The sequence below is a fragment of the Chryseobacterium sp. CH21 genome (genome assembly GCF_004119445.1).
Taxonomy (GTDB): Bacteria; Bacteroidota; Bacteroidia; order Flavobacteriales; family Weeksellaceae; genus Chryseobacterium.
Genome location: NZ_QICI01000019.1, coordinates 135816 through 155083, shown reverse-complemented (window position 1 = coordinate 155083; position 19268 = coordinate 135816). Strand labels below are relative to the sequence as shown.

Sequence of the window (19268 nt, the reverse complement as noted above, 5' to 3'; positions counted from 1 at the left end):
AATAAAAAATGCAGGACACCGTACTTTCTTCCAAATTTTCATCATCCCCGGAGCTGGTAGAAAAGCTGTATCAGTATGGTACAACGAAAAATTACCATGAAGGAGACATTATTTTAGATGAAAATGCTTCTATCCGTTCCATTCCTATTGTGATGAAAGGAATGCTGAAAGTCATCAGAACCGAAGAAGACGGACGCGAAATTTTATTATATTATATCAAAGCTGGTGAAAGCTGTATCATGTCCTTTCTGGGTGGGATGCATAATGAAAAAAGTATTGTAAAAGCAGAGATTGAAGAAGATGCGGAAATTCTTTTCCTACCGGTAGACAAGGTCTCTTTATTCATCAAAGAACATCCGGAATGGCTGGATTATATCTTCAAATTGTATCATAAAAGATTTGAAGAATTGTTGGATATCATCAATGCCATCGCTTTCAAAAAAGTAGACGAACGACTTCTCAATCTGCTGCAGAAAAAATCTGAACTTACCGGCTCTGAAATCATTCACACAACGCACGAACAGCTGGCCAATGAGCTGGGAACCGCAAGAGTAGTGGTTTCAAGACTTCTGAAACAGCTGGAAGAAGAAGGAAGGCTCAAACTGGGCAGAAATAAAATCGTCCTCCTGAAACCCCTCAACTCATAAACTCCACTTCAATTGAATCAAAGGTACTCACATTCCACTCCTTCGGAGGGGTGGCAAAAATTCAAAGAATTTTTGACGGGGTGGTAAAAGTCATTTCGAATCGTAGGTAAGCAATCTCTATATTTCTCACAATAGCTTCCTTGTGCCTTTGTGAACCTATTGGTGCTCATTCGTGTTAAAAAATTTTCTTATGTAACAAAAGTAGCTGTAGCTTCCCTCTCACATTCCCATTTTTGCATCATAATTAGTTGAATAGAAATGGAAATTATAGGATATGCAGCTGCAGTTTTAATAGGAATTTCTCTTGGTTTAATCGGAGGTGGAGGAAGTATTCTCACCGTTCCCGTACTCGTTTATCTTTTTGGTATCGATGCTTTTATGGCAACGGAATATTCACTTTTTATAGTAGGAATAAGCAGTCTTGTAGGATCTGTATCGTATTTTAAAAAAGGATTGATCAATTTTAAGATAGCGCTGATATTCGGAATTCCTTCCGTTATTTCCATCTTCCTGACCAGGTTATATCTTCTTCCCTTAATTCCAGAGAAAGTATTTCAAATAAACAGTTTTCTCGTTACCAAAAATGTTTTTTTACTCCTGATTTTTGCCGGTTTAATGATTTTGGCTTCTTATAAAATGATAAGAAAAAGTATTATGGAAAAACCTTTAAAACATAAAACAAATAATAATAAAGCCTTGCAGGCTGCAGGACAGGGCTCAATAGTGGGCGTTTTAACTGGACTGGTGGGAGCTGGGGGAGGTTTTATGATCATTCCGGCATTGGTTAACCTGTTAAAAATCCCAATGAAGATAGCGATCGGGACATCATTAGTTATCATTTCTATCAACTCTCTGATCGGTTTTCTTACTTCTGTAAATCACGTACAAATAGAATGGAAACTATTACTTTCTATTACAGCCATTGCCGTTGCAGGGATTATAACAGGCTCACAATTGTCAAAAAAGATAGACGGTAAAAAACTGAAACCCGCATTTGGATGGTTTATCCTGATCATGGGTATTTATATTATAACCAAAGAAATCTTCGTTTAATGTTCTTATGTAACAAAAGTAACTGTACATGAAAAAGGAAAGCAGGAGATTTGTATCAGATAACAGAATCAAAAAATAAAATACGATGAAAATAGAACAGATTTATACAGGATGTCTCGCACAGGGTGCTTACTATATCACTTCAGCCGGAGAAGCTGCAATTATAGATCCTTTAAGAGAAACACAGCCTTATATCAACAGATTGAAAGAAGATGGAGTACAATTAAAATATATTTTTGAAACCCATTTTCATGCAGATTTCGTCAGTGGTCACCTTGATTTAAGCCATAAAACCGGAGCTCCGATTGTTTACGGTCCTACTGCCCATCCTGAATTTGAAGCCATCATTGCAGAAGATGGGCAGATATTTGAAATAGGAAATAGTAAAATCAAAGTTCTTCATACGCCCGGGCACACTCTAGAAAGTTCATGCTACCTGTTAATTGATGAAAATGGTAATGAAAAGGCTCTTTTTAGTGGTGATACCTTATTCCTTGGGGATGTGGGCCGTCCTGATCTGGCACAGAAAGGAACAAATATGACTCAGGAAGAACTTGCCGGACTTTTATATGATAGTTTATACCAGAAAATTTTACCTTTAGATGATGATATTACTGTCTATCCAGCCCATGGAGCAGGTTCTGCATGCGGTAAAAATATGCAGAAAGAAACGGTAGACACACTGGGAAATCAAAAAAGAACCAATTATGCTTTGAATCAAAAGGATAAACAGAGCTTTATCAATGAAGTGACTGACGGACTTTTACCTCCACCAGCTTATTTCGGGATGAATGTGAAGATGAATAAAAAAGGATACAATAGTTTTGATGAGGTTCTTTCACAAGGGTTGCACGCTCTTTCACCCGAACAGTTTGAAGAAATTGCCGAAGCTTCAGGAGCTTTGATTTTAGATGTGAGAACCAGTAGTGAATTTGTCAGAGGATTTATCCCACAGTCCATCAATATAGGCTTGGATGGTGACTTTGCCCCTTGGGTAGGAGCTTTAGTTGCCGACGTAAACCAGCCTATTCTGTTGGTTGCCGAGAATGGAAATGAAGAAGAAGCTATAACCCGTTTGAGCAGGGTAGGATTCGATCATATTTTAGGATTTTTGGAAGGAAGCTTTCAAGCATGGAAGAAGAGTGGAAAAGAAACAGACTTTGTGAATCGTATCTCTGCACAGCAGTTTGAATCCGAAATCAAAGAAAAAGAAGCGAAAATCATTGATATAAGAAAAGAAAGTGAATACAATGCGGAACATATTCATGAAGCTTACAGCAAACCTTTAGCCTATATCAATGAATGGATTCATCAGATAAATCCGGGGGAACATTTCTACATGCATTGTGGAAGCGGTTACAGAAGTACAATAGCAGCGAGCATCCTTCAGGCAAGAGGGTACAGAAACTTTTCGGAAGTTGAAGGTGGTTTTAAAGCGATTGCATCTACAGGTATTCCTAAAAGTGATTTTGTGTGTCAGACTAAAATTTTAAATAAATTACATTAAAAATAAGAGATGTTGGAAATTATAAAAGAACCCTGGCCATGGTATATTGCTGGTCCGTTGATCGGGCTTACCGTTCCCGCTTTATTGATTATGGGAAATAAATCCTTTGGAATCAGCTCTTCACTGAGACATATCTGTGCAGCCTGTATCCCTGCCAATGTGAATTTTTTCAAATATGACTGGAAAAAGAAGCCTGGAATTTATTTTTTGTACTGGGAATCTTCTTCGGAGGAATGATTGCTTCCCATTTTTTGCTGAACCCCAATGAAATAACAGTCAATCCCAATCTGAAAGCAGAACTGGCAGGCTACGGAATTACAGATTACAGCAATCTGGTTCCTGTACAACTGATGAATTTCGAAAGTCTGTTGACCCTGAGAGGATTTGTCATGATGGTAGCGGGCGGATTTTTAGTAGGTTTCGGGACAAGATATGCGGGAGGATGTACCAGCGGACATGCGATTATGGGACTTTCCAATCTGCAGTGGCCTTCTTTGGTAGCAACAGTCTGCTTTATGATCGGTGGTTTTTTAATGGCTAATATCATTTTACCTGTCATCCTTTCCCTATAATTTTAAAAGAAAAGTTTACATCATGATAAAAGAAAAAGAACAGGAAATACGCCATCAGGATGCTGTTTGTGTGAACGAAAGTACCCTTACTCATCCATGGTATCATCATCTGAAGTACCTTGTTGCAGGAGTTATATTCGGGATTATTTTTGTGAAAGCTGAAGTGATCAGTTGGTTCAGAATACAGGAAATGTTCCGCCTGCAGTCTTTCCATATGTACGGAATTATCGGAAGTGCAGTATTGGTAGGAATGATTTCGGTGTGGCTGATCAAAAAATTCAATATAAAAACAATCCACGGAGAACCCATTACGCTGACTCCAAAAAAGTTCAACAAAGGTCAGATCTACGGAGGATTGATATTCGGTTTTGGCTGGGCCATTACAGGAGCTTGCCCCGGACCTCTGTTTGCGCAGATCGGAACCGGAGCCTTAGCTGTATCCATCACCCTTTTGAGTGCTATTGCAGGAACATGGGTATATGGATATTTCAGAGATCAATTACCTCATTAATCTATTAAAAAAGACTGCAGAAAACAATCTGCAGTCTTTTTTAAAGTATAAAATTATGAATAAATGAAGTTCTCAGCCCCTAAAGCCATATAAAGATTAATACGCTCTATTCTGTACTGAAGTTCCAGATTGATGAGGTTCATTTCATTTTTCAAAAGATCCCTTTGTTTACGGATCAGTACAAAACTGTTGTTGATACCTACCTTTATTTGTTTTTCTGTAAGATTGATATTGTTTTTCAGTTCATTGACAGCCTGAGTAGTATAAGTCATCTGCTTTTCAATGGAACGGAGATTGGCTAAAGAAGATTCTACTTCGTTTAATGCATTCAGAACCGCCTTTGAATATTCTTCAACGACCTGCTTCTGCTGAGAGTTTTTAACTTCCACATTCTTTTTAAGCTTTCCGCCGTTAAATAATGGAGAAACTAATCCGCCACCCACTTTTAATAAAGGATTAGAAAATAAAGAATTGATAGATTCCACATTACTTCCCGCACTGCCAAGGGACGAGCTTATACTTAATGAAGGAAGTCTTGCCGCTTTAGCTTCCTGTACTTCATAAAAAGCTTTTTCGACCTGAAAATGATTGGCCTGTATGTCTGATCTGTTCTCCAGAAGTTCAAGAGGGAAAGATTCAGGAATACGATTACCGGCAGGATTAAAAAAGTTCTGAGTAGCCAACTTTCCTTCCGGATACTTTCCGGTAAGCAGTTCCAATGACCGTCTGGACTGTGTATTGGCATTCTTCACCTTTTCCAGATAGCCCTGTAAAGAAATAATTTCTGCTGAAATATTCGAAATATCTAAAGCATTTGCCGTTCCCACTTTCTTTTGAATAATATACAGCTTTTCCAGGTCTTTAGACTTTTGAATATAGCTTTCAATCTTATCTTCCTGAATATTTCCTGCAATATTCAAAAAATAAGCTTTGGCAATCATCCCTGCAATAGACTGATGCAGTAACGTATTCTGATATTTCGCAGAAAAATAACTGCTGGTACTTGCCATCTGTGAAGATTTATTCTTACCCCAAAGATCAATTTCCCAGTTAGCTTTTAAAGCTAGCCGCTGAATCTGAGTATTGCTTACCAGATTATTGGATGTATTGGCAACCGCACTTACACTTGGATAAAGATCACTTCCTGCAATTTCCATGGCCAGCTCAATCTGAGTAAGCTTTTCTCTGGCAATGATGAGATCAGCGTTGTATAGCATTCCTTCATTAATAAGGGTTTCCAGTTGAGGCGTTTTAAGATCATTCACCCATTCATAGGAAATTGATCTTGAATTTGCTTTTCTGTCAAAGATCCATTCGTCCGGAATTTCTATATGAGAAGCAATTTCACTCTTTTCTTTAAGCTGATTTATATTTTCCTTCGTAGGCTCTTTATATCCGATACATGAGCTTAAACTTACGGAAAGTATACCCAGTAAAATTAATTTTTTGCCCATGTTAATGAAGTTTAAGAACCAGATAATTGATTTTACTGTTAATACGTACCATTACTTTTCGGATTAGATGAAGGGGCTTGATATGATCAGAATAAATAACCGCTGTTCCTCTTGCCCCTACGGTAAGCTGTTTTTGATGGTCTTCCAAGACAAACTTGGCAATAAGCTTTCCGTCCGTTTCAGGTAATTGTCTGGCGGTATCGGGAAGTCCGGCTGTAGAACCGTTTCCTCCAAGCATACCACCTGCATTATTCATAATTCCCTGGCTGGTAGCATCAATGACGTATTCTAGTTTCGCTTTTACTACTTTTCCCGGTTCTGTTTTAAGAGCCAGCTCTACTTCATCACCATTTTTTACGGCTTCAAGCTCATTCTGGGCAAAAAATCCAATCACCGACTGTTGCTTTTGAATCAGAACAAATGCTGATTTAAAAGGTGCCATGATTGCTCCTTCATTCAGCTGAACATTGGGAATTACACCATCTGTAGGAGCTACAACAACGGTTTGTGAAAGATTCCATTTTGCCTGATCCAGCTTTGCCTTAATTTCAGATACTGATGAATTTTCTCCACCATAAGAAGCATTGGACTTTGTTTCCAAAGACTGTTGCTGTGATTGTGCAGCACTGATTCTGGACTGAAGATCATGCACATTGGTGACAGCCTGCTCCAGATCAAATTTATTGGCAGCTCCGGCTTCTACCAGTTCCTTGTACTGTGCAGTTCTTTTATTAGCAAGATCCAGCTGCGACTGCAGACCTGCTATGTTTTTTCTGGAAGCGGAGATGTCCGTATTGTAAGAACTTACGGTGGCTTTAATATTGCTGAGCTTAGCTTCCAGAGATTTGATCTCTTGTAAATACGGTTCTCTGTCCAGTACAAACAACGTATCTCCTTTTTTTACTTCCTGATTGGTACTTACATATACCTTTTTTACCCTTCCCAAAACCTGAGTGGTAATATCCACACTTCTGTTTCCCACTTTTACATCAGAGGTGATAGGGCAGTAAAAATTTAAGCTTAATATTAAAGCAATAGACCCAAAAATTGGAAGTGAATATACTACTACCTGAGTAGTAAATGTCCAGGGAATGAGTTTGAGTTTTTTGATAAGCAGCCAGCATATTCCGGCATATATTGCGACTAGTAATTCCAGCATGTTTTTTAATTTTCGATGGGTTTAAATTCTTCTTCAGTAAAATCTGTGTTCTCTGTTTCTTTTTCGGGAGGGTTTTGATTCCCGTAATCATAGTTGGCCCAGATTAGGGCAATCGGCCATAAAAGGCCTCCAAAAACAAGGGAAAGGAGGCACATACTTTTTATGGCTTTCAGCTGAGGATGGTTCTTTTTCTCAGCTACCTTTTCCGGATAAAGGTGAACTTTCCAGAAAAGATAAATTCCTGCTATAGGTAAAACAAGTAAAATGAACCAGGAAGCAGAATTTGCTATAGTATCTTCTAAACTGCCTGTTGATGCCTGAACAAAATTGCATGATAATAACAGGCAAAGAAGTAATGATATTCTTTGCATAAAATAATTGTATAAGGTAATAATGAAGTGTAAACAAGGGGGTAACCCGGCCGTCAGTACTTATACGTTAGGTTACACTAAATCTTAATTGAGATTAAAGACAAATCAATAATAAGTTGTTTTTTTAGGTGATATTTTTCTCATTTTGCTTTTTAAATTTTGATATAATTGTGTTTTGAGTAAGCAAAAATAGAATGAATAAAGTGAGAAAAAGTATTCCTAAGTTATTTTTTTCTTTCGTTCCTTTTTTTATGAATACGGGCGGTCATCCTCGAAAGAGAATTGGGAGTAATGCCCAGAAAATTAGCAATATACTTTCTGTTGGCATTCTGAGAAGTGAAAGGTCTTGTCTCCAGAAACTCTTCGTACCGTGAGTGTGGAGAAGTAGAGCAAAACTGTTCTATACGTGTTTTGGCTATGTTGATGATGAGCTTTAAAGATTTGAGGTACACATTATAAATACCTCTGTGCTGAAATGCGATTTCCTCAAATTCATTTTTATTAAACAAAAAAATCTGACTTTCGATGACAGCTTCTATGGTATATTTTCTTTCATTGTCATTGGAGTAGGATTCCGGACTTTCCATAATGGCTGATTCCTTTTCAGAAGGTAAAAAAAGGTTGCTTTCCACACCGTTTTCATCATCAAAGAAAAATCTTAATAATCCATTGGAAAGAATGAATAAATGGTTGAAAGGTTTACCGGGTTCTGCCAGTTTTTCTTTTTTTTGAAGCAGTCTGGGGGTACTGATATTGACCAGAATAGTAATTTCCTCATCAGTGAGTTCCTGAAAGAAAGAGATATTTCTGAAAGTTTTAAAAGAGTCCATTACAGCAGTAAAGATAAATAAAAATAATACACGGATATTCATTGGGCTGTCATGAGGATTTCATGGAAGTTTTTTTAGATTTGTGACTATTATACAATTTGAGATACCATGAACAATAACCGAAGAAGTTTTATTAAAAAACTGGGAATTGCAACAGCAGCACTTGCCGTAAACCCGCTGGATTTAATGGCTGCCGAATTACCTGAACCTACTGTAAAAACTGTCAACAAACCAATTGTCCTTTCAACCTGAAACTTTGGATTAAAAGCCAACGAAGAAGCATGGACAATCCTTGGAAAAGGAGGAAAAGCTCTGGATGCCGTAGAAAAAGGAGTACGTCTCGTAGAATTGGATCCAAAAGAAAGAAGTGTAGGGTACGGAGGTCGTCCGGACAGAGACGGAAGAGTAACGCTGGATGCCTGTATCATGGATGAAAATTATAATATCGGTTCCGTTGCATGTCTGGAACATGTTAAAAACCCTATTTCTGTTGCCAGAGCCGTAATGGAAAAGACTCCGCATGTTATGCTTGTAGGAGATGGAGCATTACAGTTTGCCCTTTCACAAGGGTTTAAAAAAGAAAATCTTCTCACTCCCGAATCAGAAAAAGAATGGAAAGAATGGTTAAAAACCAGTCAGTATAAACCCATCGCCAATATTGAAAACCACGATACCATAGGAATGATTGCTTTGGATGCACAGGGAAATCTTTCGGGTGCCTGTACAACAAGTGGAATGGCTTTCAAAATGCATGGCAGAGTAGGAGATTCCCCAATTATCGGAGCAGGTCTGTTTGTAGATAATGAAGTAGGAGCCGCTACAGCCACAGGTCATGGTGAAGAAGTGATAAGAACGGTGGGAACCCATCTTGTAGTGGAACTGATGAGACAAGGCAGAAATCCACAGGAAGCCTGTAAAGAAGCAGTAGAAAGAATCGTAAAAATTACGCAGAGAAGAAACAAAAATCTAAAAGATATTCAGGTAGGCTTTATCGCCATCAATAAACAGGGAGAATATGGTTCTTACTGTATTCAGGACGGATTCAACTTTGCCGTGTATGATCAGAAAGGAAATCGTCTTGAAAAACCAGAATTTGCTTTAAAATAATTAAGTAATAAATAACCAGAGTTATAAATAAATTTTATCGGAGATAAAATCCTTGTGCCTTAAAAGAAATACTATAGGAAAAATCTTCGCGTCTTTGCGTTATTCCAACAAAAAAAATAGCAAATCAATAAGAATGGGCTTATCCTGAGCTGAGACGAAGGAAGCCCATTTAAATAAATCAATGACACCTATTGGCTTTAGCCAAAACATACAATATGAAAAGAACAATTATTGCTTCCTTATTTCTGATTATTGCCTGTAAGGAAGAAAAGAAGGAGATTAAAACAGTAACAGAGCCACAACAGACAGAAGAAAAAGCCGTTCAGAAGAATGAGTCCAACGATGTGGAAGATGCTCAAAAATGGTTAAAGACAAGTATTGTAAACTATTTTAAAGCCGATATCGGAAATGGAGAAAAGAATATGCAGAAGATCACCACAAAAGACTATTTTGATTATAAAACGGATGCCACTAATGTTGATCTGGATGTAGACGGAAGCCTTACAGAAAAAGAATTTCAGGATAAATGGAAATCGAAGTTTGATATCAGTAAAGCAGGAATTGGTACAGGGTTCCTTATTTCAGCACAGGACTGGAACAATATTGAAGTTGAAAGTTGTGAACTAATATCTTCTTCAAAAGATGAATATATTTTCAATGTAGTACTGAAAGATGAAGGCTTTAAAGCTCAATATCCTTCTGTGATAAAAGTAATAAAAGAAAACGGTTCCTTCCTGATTGCTGATGTATTGCAGGATGAGCCCAAATAAGATTAAATAGATAGTATAATGTCAAAAATAGAAATAGCTTGTTTTAACCCTGAATCAGCGGTGATTGCTTTTGAAAACGGAGCAGACAGAATAGAATTATGCGATGGACTTAGTGAAGGAGGAACCACTCCTGATTTCGAAACCATGAAAAAGCTTCGCGAAAAAATTACCATCCCGATTTTTGTGATGATCCGCCCCAGAGGAGGAGATTTTACCTATTCAGATTCAGAATTTGAGCAGATGAAAAATGATTTGATTCATTTAAAATCCTTACATGCAGATGGTTTTGTATTCGGAATTCTGGATGATAATGATGAGGTTAATAGAGAGCAGAATAAAGCTTTAGTAGAACTGGCAGCGCCACTTCCATGTACTTTCCACCGTGCTTTTGACCGTGCTGCAAGTCTGGAAGATTCTTTAGAAAAAGTAATTGAATGTGGTTTTACAACCATCCTTACCTCCGGCCAGAAACCGAATGTATCTGAGGGAAAAGAAAATCTTAAAAAACTGGTTGAGCTTTCCAATGGAAGAATAGAAATCCTTGTTGGAGGTGGACTTCGCTCATCCAATATTGAAGGAATAAGAGCTGTAACAAATGCTAATTACTTCCATTCTTCAGCAATTACGGATGGTGGAGCTTTTGCCAACCCTGATGAAGTATTAGCATTGAAGAGTAAATAAGATGAAAAATATTTAAACGCAAAGTTTAAAAGATAAAATGTGTTATATTTTGAGTGAACAAAGGGTTGCGGCGAAGCCGCTGATTAAGCTTAAGGATAAAAACAGCCCGCTTCATTCAATCGATTGAAAATCGATTCCATTTTTGCTTCCTTAAAATATTATATATCCAAATTTGAAACTTTGCGTTTAAAAACTACACAATAAAAATAAAAACACACAAATGAATGACAGAAAACGATTATCCTACAAAATAATAGGAGCAGCTATAGAAGTCCATAAGAACTTAGGAGTTGGCCTTTTAGAAAATGCATATGAAACCGCTTTAGCTTATGAATTAAAGATGTTGGTACTAAATATTAAGCAACAACTATCCTTACCTTTAAAGTATAAAGAAGTATATATAGAAAATGCATTCAGAATTGATTTGATTGTAGAAGATAAAGTTATTGTAGAAGTGAAATCTGTATTGGAGTTGCATCCTATTTTTCACTCACAAGTATTGACATATCTGAAACAGACTCATATAAAATTGGGATTGCTTATTAATTTTAATAATGAACTTATTAAATATGGAATCCACAGAATTGTAAACAAATTTATTGATGAAGAGAACAATCCTTTTTGCTTTCCTTTTCACACAGAATATCCTTTCGGCACAGTTTTCCCAAAGAAATTTGTCTTCCGAGAACTGGCAGTTCAGAAATTCAAAAGACCAAAACTGGCTTCCAGCGAAAGTTCCGGGAACAGTGCATCTGGATTTAATGGATAATAAAGTTATTCCCGATCCTTACAAAGATGAAAATGAAAAAAAGTACAATGGATTGAAAATGAAGACTGGGATTATCAGACTGCATTTACAGTTTCCTCTCTGGAATTAAAGAATGACAATATTGATCTTGTTTTTAACGGGCTGGATACATTTTCAGAAATTTATCTTAATGGTAAACTGTTAAAGAAAACCGATAATATGTTCCGTAAATGGACAATTCCGGTGAAAGAGTATCTGAAAGCAGGAAAGAATATAGTTCAAATTAAGTTCAAATCTGCAGTAAATACAGGAAAAGAATCAGCGAAAAAAGTTCCGTTCACTATGCCGGAATCACCAAGAAGTTTTGTGAGAAAAGCACAATATCAGTTTGGATGGGATTGGGGACCAAGATTGGTCACGGCAGGTATATGGAAAGATGTGCAGTTAGAATTCTGGAATAATGCCAAAATTATTACCATTAAAGACATTCAGAAAAGCACTTCTGAAACTTCTACAGACTTACATTTTGACGTTGAAATTTATGCTGAAAATGCAGGAGATTATACCTTGGATCTTAATAAAATCCACAGAAAAGTATCTCTTAAGAAAGGAAACAATACAGTATCTGTTCCCTATGAAACAACCGGAATGAAGCTCTGGCAGCCTAATGGCCGTGGGGAAGCTCATCTCTATAATTTTGAAGTTAAGCTTTCAAAAGATCAGAAAAATATTGATGCTAAAAATATCAGGATAGGACTAAGAACAGTTGAATTGATTCAGGAAAAAGACGGAAAAGGAAAATCATTCTCCTTTAAAGTCAATGGACAGCCGTTGTATATCAAAGGAACCAACTGGATTCCGGGAGATAGCTTCTCACCTAGAATGACCAAAGAAAAATACCAGAAACTGATCAAAGACACGAAAGATGCCAATATGAATATGATTCGTATCTGGGGTGGAGGGATCTATGAAGACGATGAATTTTACAAAGCCTGTGATGAAAATGGAATTCTCGTCTGGCAGGATTTTATGTTTGCGGGAAGTTTTTATCCGGCAGATGAAGCATTCTTAAACAATGTAAAAGAAGAAGTAAAAGATCAGGTCGACAGACTTCAGAATCATCCGTCAATAGCTTTGTGGTGTGGGAATAATGAGATTGATGAAGCCATTGTCAACTGGGGATATCAGAAACAGTTCAAATATTCAAAAATTGACTCATTACAGGTTTGGAAAGATTATAAAAAGTTGTTCCATGAAGTCATTCCCAATGCATTGGCAGAAAATCTTAAATCTGATAAAAATATATACTGGCCAAGCTCTCCATCCATTGGCTGGGGCCATAAAGAAAGCCTTACAGAAGGAGATTCTCATTATTGGGGAGTCTGGTGGGGTGAGCAACCCTTTGAAGTTTATAACGAAAAAGTAGGGCGTTTCATGTCTGAATATGGCTTTCAGGGTACACCCACTCTTGAAACCACAAAATCAATGTTCTCAGGAACTCCGGATTTAAACCTTCAGAATCCAACCATTAAAGCTCATGAAAAGCATGCCCGTGGCTGGGATATTATCAACGAATACCTGAAACGCGATTACAAAATCCCAACTGATTTTGTACAATACAATTACCTTTCACAGCTGCTACAGGCAAGAGGAATGCAGATCGCCATTGAAGCTCACCGCCGTGCAAAACCTTATAATATGGGAACACTCTACTGGCAACTCAACGATTGCTGGCCGGTGGTTTCCTGGTCTTCTATTGATTATCTCGGAAACTGGAAAGCCTTCCATTATCAGGCAAAAAGAAGCTTTGAACCGGTATTGATATCAGTAGCCGAGACCGATAAAAGTTATGACGTTTATCTGATAAGTGATCTGCTGAAAGAATTGAAGACTGATGCAAAGTTTGAACTCATTGATTTTAAGGGAAAAACACTTTGGAAAGCTAATCAATCAGATATTATTAATGCTGATGTGAGTAAGAAAATACGAAGTATCAGTAAATCTGAATTATCTCAGTTTGATCTGTCTGGAGCCGTTTTAAGAATCAGTTCCGATAAAGATTTAAAATTTGAAAAACTATTCTTTTTTAATAAGCCTAAAGATTTAAAACTTTCAAAACCGGAAATTAAAATCAGAAAAATTTCATCTACTGAAATTGAAATATCAACGGACATCTTGGCGAAAGATATTTACCTGATCGGAGATATTCACTTCAATGATAATTTCTTTGACCTGTTACCAGGAACTTCAAAAAAAATTACCCTTTCAAAACCTCTGGAAAAAATTGAAGTGATGAGTCTTTGGGATGTGATGAAGAATTAAAATATATTTTTGAAAAATTATTTCACTGTGTCAAAGCTTTGAACCTTGACATTGGTTATAAATTTCCGGAAGGGAGATCTCCAAACCTTATAGGTTTTTGAAACCTATAAGGTTTAAAGCAGAAAACATTCATTAGAAATTCTAACGAAAAAAATATAAATTTTACCCATCCAACTCAAAAATCAGCCGTAAATTTACAGCATATTTCTTTATAATTATGGTAAATTTTGTTCTGATTGCAGTGTGTATCATTGCAGGAATGATATTCAAAGCAACAAAATCTATCCACCCCGATGCCCATAAAGGTATCAATACCTGGATTCTTTATCTTGCTCTTCCGGCAGTTTCGTTTAAATATCTGCCTAAAGTAAAATGGACAACAGAAATGCTGTTCCCAATTACGGCTACGTTTTTCATTTCTGTATTCTGTTTCTTCTTTATGATGTTGTACAGTAAGAGCAAAGGGTATTCAAGGCGTTCCAGAAGTACTTTAGAACTGGCAAGTGGCTATAGCAATACTTCATTCATTGGATTTCCCTTAGTCAGTGCTTTTTATGGAGAAGGGCTTTTAAGTATTGCGATTATCTGTGATCAGACTATGTTTTTCTCTCTTTCCACCCTCGGAATTATTGCGGCAGTGAAAGGAGGAAGCAGATCAGGAAAAGTAAGTGCACTATTTATTTTAAAAAGACTTGTTACGTTCCCCCCGTTAATAGGATGTATTTCTGCTTTGGTATTATCGCAGTTCATCGATTTTACCGCAGCCGAACCGTTCTTTGATAAACTGGCAGCAACAGTAAGTCCATTAGCTTTATTTTCAGTCGGATTACAGCTGAAATTCAACGGATGGAAAAAACTGATTCCTCAGATGTCAATGTCTATGCTTTATAAACTGATTCTGGCACCCGCAATTGTTCTGGGAATGGCTTTGTTATTCGGAATAAAAGGAGATGTGGCAAAAATCACAGTCTTTGAAGCAGCAATGCCTACACTTGTTACCTCAAGTATTATTGCAGAACAATTCAGACTGAATACAAAACTGACCAATCTGATCATCGGAGTCAGTATTATTGTCGGATTTTTTACCTCCGCATTCTGGTATGAAATGACAGAACTTCTTTTTTAATGATAAGTCATCATTTATTAATATGAATATTCTTTGTTGTTTTGGAGGGATATCTTTGCTAAGTGGAACGCCTTTGCGAACGAATTAAACAATTCATCATAGCTTTGCGAACATCGCGTTATAATCTAGTTTTTGGCTAAAGCCTATTGAAATTTTACTTCTATCAAACGGACTAAAGTCCGTTTCTATTGAATATTTTTTCTAAATTGGATTTTAAGGTCTGTTAAAGACGCTTGAAACAATCTCCACAAAGTTGCAGTTCTCTCAGGAAAAATCTAATTTTACACTTTAAATATTTCCCTTGCAATACGCTCAAATTGTTTTACCCCTGAACCTCAAAGGATCTTTTACGTATAAAGTTCCCGAAGAAATGATGTCTGAAATTCAGCCTGGAATGCGTGTTCTGGTACCGTTTGGCGGAAAGAAAATCTATACGGGAATTGTATTTGAACTTCATGACAATGCACCGGAAAACTTCGTGGCAAAAGAAATCATCAGCATGCTGGATGATAAACCGATTATGCCTGAGGAACAGATTAATTTCTGGAACTGGCTTTCGGAATATTATCTGTGCAGCCTTGGGGAAATTTACCGGTTTTCTTTTCCTTCTTCGTTAAAACTGGAGAGTGAAACCTATTTAAAATTAAAACCGGGTGTAGTTGTTGATTTTGAAAATCTGGATGTCAACGAAATGTACCTGATTCAGGCATTGGAAGTACGACAACTGATCAATTTGACGGATATTGAGGCTTTTATTCCTAAAAAGGATATTATTAAAACCATCAATTCATTGATTGATCTTCAGTATATCGAGATTGATGAAAAAATTGCTGAAAAATATAAAGCGAAAGAAGTAGCATATGTAAGAATTAATGATGAGGTTTTGGCCAATCAGAATCTTACAGATGTGCTTTTAAAACTGAACAGAGCCCAAAAACAAAAGGATCTGTTTCTTCTTATCTTAGAAAAGCAGACAGAAAATCCTGATGTTCCTATTAAAAAATCGGAGCTGTTTGAGGATGGATATTTCGGAAGCTCGCACTTCAAACCTTTAGCTGACAAAGGTCTTGTAGAAGAATATTATATGCAAAAGGACAGAATTGAAAGCTATGAAGGAGAAATTGAGGAGCTTGAAGAACTTTCCGAACAGCAGAAAATAGCAAAATCTGAAATTGATGAAGCTTTTGAAGAAGGGAAAAATGTCCTGCTTCACGGAGTTACTTCCTCAGGGAAGACCCATATTTATTTGGAGAAAATTGATGAATGCATCAAAGAAGGAAAAAATGTTCTGTTTTTACTTCCTGAAATTTCTCTGACCAAACAAATTACCCAAAGATTAGAAAAAAAATACGGCAGGCAACTCGGTTTTTATCATCAGAAACTAACAGATTTTGAAAGAGTAGAAGTATGGAGGAGAATCAGGCAGAATGACATCCGTATTCTGATCGGTACCCGCAATGCTTTGTTTTTACCTTATCAGAATCTGGGACTTATTGTGGTAGATGAAGAACATGATTCTGCATACAGACCAAGAGAAGTTTCTCCTTATTTTAATGCTAAAGATGCTTCATTGGTTTTGGGTGGATTCTACAGCGCAGGAGTGATTTTAGGATCTGCAACGCCCTCTGTTGAGAGCTACTACATAGCCAGAAAAGATAAAATGAAATATGTTTTCCTGAATGAAAGATTCGGGAATGTTAATCTGCCGGAATATGAGCTGATCAATTTCAAAGAAGCTCAGGAATCGAAAAAGGTTTCGGGAAATTTTTCTCTGAAGCTTATAGACGAGATCAAGAAAACGGTAGATGAAAAAAATCAGGCGATCGTGCTACATAATCGCCGTGGCTATTCGAATGTCATAGAATGTGAGAGCTGTGGCTATGTCAATTACTGCTCCAACTGTGATGTCGTAATGACGTATCACAAGGCTGCTAATGAAATGAAATGCCACTATTGCGGACAAAAAGCTTCAAAACCAAAAACCTGCCCCAAATGCAATTCTGAAAATCTGAATGAAAGAGGAGTAGGGGTAGAACAAATTCATGAGGAAGTTACCAAGCTGTTCCCTGAAAATGTGGTGGACAGAATGGATGTGGATTCTATGCGTAAGAAATTTGCCTACGAAAAGCTGTATGAGAAGATTGAAGAAGGAGAAACAGATATCATCGTAGGAACACAGATGATTTCTAAAGGCCTTGATTTCGATCATATCGAACTGGTGACCATTCCTAAAGCAGATTCCTTATTATATGTACAGGATTTCAGAGCGGAAGAAAGAGCTTATCAACTGATCACACAGGTTTCAGGAAGAGCCGGAAGAGTTTCAGGAAAAGGAAGAATCCTTATTCAGACTTATAATCCTGAACACTCTGTATTTCAGTTGATTAAAATGAATAATCCTGCGAAGATCTATAAATATATCCTTACAGAACGTCAGAAATTCCATTATCCGCCTTTTACCAAGCTGATCATGATTGAAATGAAACACATTAGAGAAGATAAAGTGGATCGGGCTTCTCAGTTTTTAGGGTCTATCCTTAGAAAATACCTTCCGGAAGAGTGTGTGTTGGGCCCTGAGAGAGCTCAGATTGCAAGACTTAATAATCTATATCAGTTCCAGATTATGCTTAAGCTTCCCAGAGGTAAAAACTATGAGAAATTCAAAAACATGGTTTTGATAAGTTTGAAAGAATTTGATGAAATTACTGCATATCAAAGCATTAAAAAAGCTGTTTTTGTGGATTTTTAACAATTTTTAACAAACTTTAGACTCTTTTATAAGATACTGGTAGGTCATTGTATAACAATAATTTCTACTTTTGGACGTTGATTAAGTGTTTGGCTTTTTAATTGAATGATTTAACCTTTCATTTTTTATAGAGTCAAAACTGTAAAACAAAAAGAAGATAGATGGTAAATTTCAGAAAATGTTTTTCAAGTGCGGCGGTGCTGGCTTCTGGTTTTTTCCTGGCTCAGTCTACCGTTTCTACCGTTCTTTATTCTCAGAATTATGACAGTCAGAAAAGCAGTTTAAATCTGCCTTCACCCGTTAGTACGATGGTGGAGAAAACTGTTTTGTCAGCAAAAGAACTTGTAGATATTAATGTAAACACAATGATGGCGGATCCTGTGCTGAAAAATGCAAGCTGGGGATTCGTAGTGTACGATCCGAAAACGAAGAAGGTAATCTCTTCGTACAATGAAAATACTCCTTTAGTACCTGCTTCTACTACAAAGCTGCTTACAACGGAAACAGCATTAAACCTTTTGGGTGAAAACTACCGTTGGATGACTCAGCTTGAGTATTCAGGGACTATCGATGAAAATGGAGTCTTAAATGGAAATCTTTATGTAATAGGAAGCGGTGACCCGTCTTTGGGAACCAATAAAGCTGGTGCTGCATCGTATAGAGATATTATTTCAGATTTTGTAGGCGGAGTTTCAAGAGAGGGAATCAAAAAGGTAAATGGTGATATTATCATTCAGACAGCGCTTTTCAAAGGCAATATTTCAGTGCTTCCGGAAAATGTTGTATGGTTGGAAAACAATAATTACTATCTGCCTGCTGGAAGTACCCGCGATATTAACCCGGCCAACGAAAAACTGATTGTCAAAAAAGGAAGTTTCTCCACAGATAAGAAATTTTTCTATGTCTCTCCTTATAACCATCAGATGGTATATGCTGATAAATATGAAGGGAATGGAGCTTTAACAACCAAACTTCCTGATGCTCCGGCATATCTTGCCAATTCTTTCAGAACTACATTGGTAAAAAGCGGAATCCCTGTTACCGGAAAAGTAAGTCCGAAAATGACAGATTCAGCTCCGGAAGGCAGAAAAATGCTTTCAGCTTATAAATCTCCAACTTTAAGCGATATTATTTATTATACCAATCAGCATAGTGATAACTCATTAGCCGAAGCTTTATTAAGAACAGTAGGTTATCAGAAAATGGGTGACCAGACTTCAGAATCAGGAAGAATTGTGGTGACTAATCACCTAAAAGATGCAGGTTTTGATATGAATGGTCTTACTTATATGGATGGAAGCGGCCTTTCAAGAAGCAATAATGTAACTCCTATTTCACAGGCAAAATTTCTTACTTCTTTGATGGATCAGAAATATTACAGATCTTATCTAACCTCTCTTCCCATCGGAGGACAATCCGGAACTTTAAAAAGAATGTTTATTGGAGGAGGTAACGGACAGGTTTTTGCTAAAACGGGAACTTTAAATAAAGTAAAAACATTAGCAGGTTATCTGAAAACAAATTCCGGGAAGACATTGGTGTTCTCTTTAATGGTGAATAACTATTTCGGGTCTGTAGATATGGTGAAAAAGAGAATGGAAAAAATTCTTGAACCCGCACTGGATCTTTAAAAATGTTTTATTTTATATATTATAACAGCC

At 37.0% G+C, this 19268-nt stretch carries 15 protein-coding genes and 3 pseudogenes; 14 read left to right on the top strand and 4 right to left on the bottom strand.

The window, feature by feature from the left end:
* Positions 1 to 8 precede the first annotated feature (8 nt).
* The 5 genes and pseudogenes from BOQ62_RS03125 to BOQ62_RS03105 all read left to right on the top strand — a co-directional run bounded on the left by BOQ62_RS03125 (position 9) and on the right by BOQ62_RS03105 (position 4290).
* Positions 9 to 647, top strand: coding sequence for a Crp/Fnr family transcriptional regulator (locus BOQ62_RS03125; RefSeq protein ID WP_129037028.1), 639 nt, complete (start codon positions 9 to 11; stop codon positions 645 to 647).
* A gap of 258 nt (positions 648 to 905) precedes the next feature.
* Positions 906 to 1700, top strand: coding sequence for a sulfite exporter TauE/SafE family protein (locus tag BOQ62_RS03120; RefSeq protein ID WP_129037026.1), 795 nt, complete (start codon positions 906 to 908; stop codon positions 1698 to 1700).
* Positions 1701 to 1785: 85 nt separating this feature from the next.
* The gene (locus BOQ62_RS03115) at positions 1786 to 3207 is read left to right on the top strand and encodes an MBL fold metallo-hydrolase (RefSeq protein ID WP_129037024.1); all 1422 of its coding nucleotides are present in this window, start codon (positions 1786 to 1788) and stop codon (positions 3205 to 3207) included.
* A gap of 9 nt (positions 3208 to 3216) precedes the next feature.
* A pseudogene (locus BOQ62_RS03110) lies at positions 3217 to 3779 on the top strand (YeeE/YedE family protein).
* Between the two features lie 22 nt (positions 3780 to 3801).
* Positions 3802 to 4290, top strand: coding sequence for a DUF6691 family protein (locus tag BOQ62_RS03105; RefSeq protein ID WP_129037022.1), 489 nt, complete (start codon positions 3802 to 3804; stop codon positions 4288 to 4290).
* A gap of 53 nt (positions 4291 to 4343) precedes the next feature.
* On the opposite strand, the gene BOQ62_RS03100 is transcribed toward BOQ62_RS03105, so the two are convergent.
* The 4 genes from BOQ62_RS03100 to BOQ62_RS03085 all read right to left on the bottom strand — a co-directional run bounded on the left by BOQ62_RS03100 (position 4344) and on the right by BOQ62_RS03085 (position 8146).
* Positions 4344 to 5744: a TolC family protein gene (locus tag BOQ62_RS03100; RefSeq protein ID WP_129037020.1), complete on the bottom strand. Its 1401-nt coding sequence runs from the start codon at positions 5742 to 5744 to the stop codon at positions 4344 to 4346.
* 1 nt (position 5745) lies between these two features.
* Complete coding sequence (locus BOQ62_RS03095; RefSeq protein ID WP_129037018.1) at positions 5746 to 6903, bottom strand: HlyD family secretion protein; 1158 nt, start codon at positions 6901 to 6903, stop codon at positions 5746 to 5748.
* A 5-nt stretch (positions 6904 to 6908) separates the two neighbouring features.
* Positions 6909 to 7274, bottom strand: a complete 366-nt coding sequence (locus BOQ62_RS03090) for a DUF3302 domain-containing protein (RefSeq protein ID WP_129037016.1) — start codon at positions 7272 to 7274, stop codon at positions 6909 to 6911.
* Between the two features lie 224 nt (positions 7275 to 7498).
* Complete coding sequence (locus BOQ62_RS03085; RefSeq protein ID WP_228413627.1) at positions 7499 to 8146, bottom strand: Crp/Fnr family transcriptional regulator; 648 nt, start codon at positions 8144 to 8146, stop codon at positions 7499 to 7501.
* Positions 8147 to 8212: 66 nt separating this feature from the next.
* Between BOQ62_RS03085 and BOQ62_RS03080 the strand changes: the two are divergent.
* The 9 genes and pseudogenes from BOQ62_RS03080 (at position 8213) to dacB (ending at position 19238) form a co-directional block, all read left to right on the top strand.
* Positions 8213 to 9211 (top strand): annotated as a pseudogene (locus tag BOQ62_RS03080) (isoaspartyl peptidase/L-asparaginase family protein).
* A gap of 215 nt (positions 9212 to 9426) precedes the next feature.
* Positions 9427 to 9981, top strand: a complete 555-nt coding sequence (locus BOQ62_RS03075) for a hypothetical protein (protein WP_129037014.1) — start codon at positions 9427 to 9429, stop codon at positions 9979 to 9981.
* 18 nt (positions 9982 to 9999) lie between these two features.
* A complete protein-coding gene (locus BOQ62_RS03070; RefSeq protein WP_129037013.1) occupies positions 10000 to 10662 on the top strand; it encodes a copper homeostasis protein CutC in 663 nt (220 codons plus the stop codon).
* 220 nt (positions 10663 to 10882) lie between these two features.
* Positions 10883 to 11431 carry a GxxExxY protein gene (locus tag BOQ62_RS03065; RefSeq protein WP_317127353.1) on the top strand — a complete coding sequence of 183 codons (549 nt, stop codon included), beginning with the start codon at positions 10883 to 10885 and terminating at the stop codon, positions 11429 to 11431.
* Positions 11409 to 12508 (top strand): annotated as a pseudogene (locus tag BOQ62_RS24210) (glycoside hydrolase family 2 protein); the annotation flags it as partial. The gene BOQ62_RS03065 and the pseudogene BOQ62_RS24210, both read left to right, overlap by 23 nt.
* A 336-nt stretch (positions 12509 to 12844) precedes the next feature.
* Positions 12845 to 13732, top strand: coding sequence for a glycoside hydrolase family 2 protein (locus BOQ62_RS24205; protein ID WP_410494172.1), 888 nt, complete (start codon positions 12845 to 12847; stop codon positions 13730 to 13732).
* Positions 13733 to 13949: 217 nt separating this feature from the next.
* Entirely contained in the window at positions 13950 to 14858 is a 909-nt protein-coding gene (locus tag BOQ62_RS03055) for an AEC family transporter (protein ID WP_129037011.1), read from the top strand.
* A gap of 301 nt (positions 14859 to 15159) precedes the next feature.
* A complete protein-coding gene (priA, locus tag BOQ62_RS03050; protein WP_129037009.1) occupies positions 15160 to 17607 on the top strand; it encodes a primosomal protein N' in 2448 nt (815 codons plus the stop codon).
* 161 nt (positions 17608 to 17768) lie between these two features.
* Complete coding sequence (dacB, locus tag BOQ62_RS03045; RefSeq protein ID WP_129037007.1) at positions 17769 to 19238, top strand: D-alanyl-D-alanine carboxypeptidase/D-alanyl-D-alanine-endopeptidase; 1470 nt, start codon at positions 17769 to 17771, stop codon at positions 19236 to 19238.
* Positions 19239 to 19268: the final 30 nt, after the last annotated feature.